Annotated in this window: 1 protein-coding gene and 2 rRNA genes; 1 reads left to right on the plus strand and 2 read right to left on the minus strand. The window is 66.6% G+C overall.

Annotation, left to right across the window (positions count from 1 at the left end):
• A partial coding sequence (locus tag ABZ783_RS23220) for a hypothetical protein (RefSeq protein ID WP_357441636.1) occupies positions 1 to 352 on the plus strand: 352 nt, incomplete at its 5' end.
• Positions 353 to 444: 92 nt separating this feature from the next.
• Here the strand turns inward: ABZ783_RS23220 and rrf are convergent.
• Positions 445 to 561: ribosomal RNA gene (rrf, locus tag ABZ783_RS23225) — 5S ribosomal RNA — on the minus strand.
• Positions 562 to 648: 87 nt separating this feature from the next.
• Positions 649 to 850 (minus strand): 23S ribosomal RNA (locus ABZ783_RS23230); the annotation flags it as partial.

The raw sequence follows: 850 nt of genomic DNA on the forward strand, positions 1-850 counted from the left end.
GGCGCTCACCGCCACGGAAGCCACCCTCACGGTCACCGCCGCGGAAGCCACCCTCGCGACGCTCACCGCCGCGGAAGCCGCCGTCACGGTCGTCACGGCGGGAACCGCCCTCGCGCGGGCCGGCGCGGAAGCCACCCGCACGCTCGCCGCTGCGGAAGCCGCCGTCGCGGGAGCCCGACTGGAAGCCACCCTCGCGGCGGTCACCGCCGTAGCCGCCGCGCGAGCCGCCCGAGCGGTCGTCGCGGCTGCCCCGGTACGAGGGGCGGTCGTCGCGGCGGGCGTCATCGCGCCCCTGCCCACGCTCGGCGCGGTCCTCGTAACGACGGGGGCGATCTCCGCCGTGCGGTCCTGAACTCACAGGTACATCCTTCCTGAGTGCGTCGCCAAGGACGCTAACGCAGTCGAGGGCCGACCCTGCTGGGGCGGCCCTCGACTGGAAAGTTTGTCCGGCGGTGTCCTACTCTCCCACACCCTCCCGAGTGCAGTACCATCGGCGCTGGAGGGCTTAGCTTCCGGGTTCGGAATGTTACCGGGCGTTTCCCCTCCGCCATGACCGCCGTAACTCTATCGACATGTCAAACAACCAACCACCAAACGGTGTGATTGTTCGTTTGTCGGGAGTTGCACAGTGGACGCGTAGCAGCTTTGATAGTCAAGTCCTCGGCCTATTAGTACCGGTCAACTGAACCCGTTACCGGGCTTACATTTCCGGCCTATCAACCCAGTCGTCTAGCTGGGGGCCTTACCCACCCGAAGGTGGTGGGATACCTCATCTTGAAGCGAGCTTCCCGCTTAGATGCTTTCAGCGGTTATCCCTTCCGAACGTAGCTAACCAGCCGTGCCCCTGGCG

The sequence above is a fragment of the Micromonospora sp. NPDC047738 genome (assembly GCF_040642675.1).
Lineage (GTDB): Bacteria > Actinomycetota > Actinomycetes > Mycobacteriales > Micromonosporaceae > Micromonospora.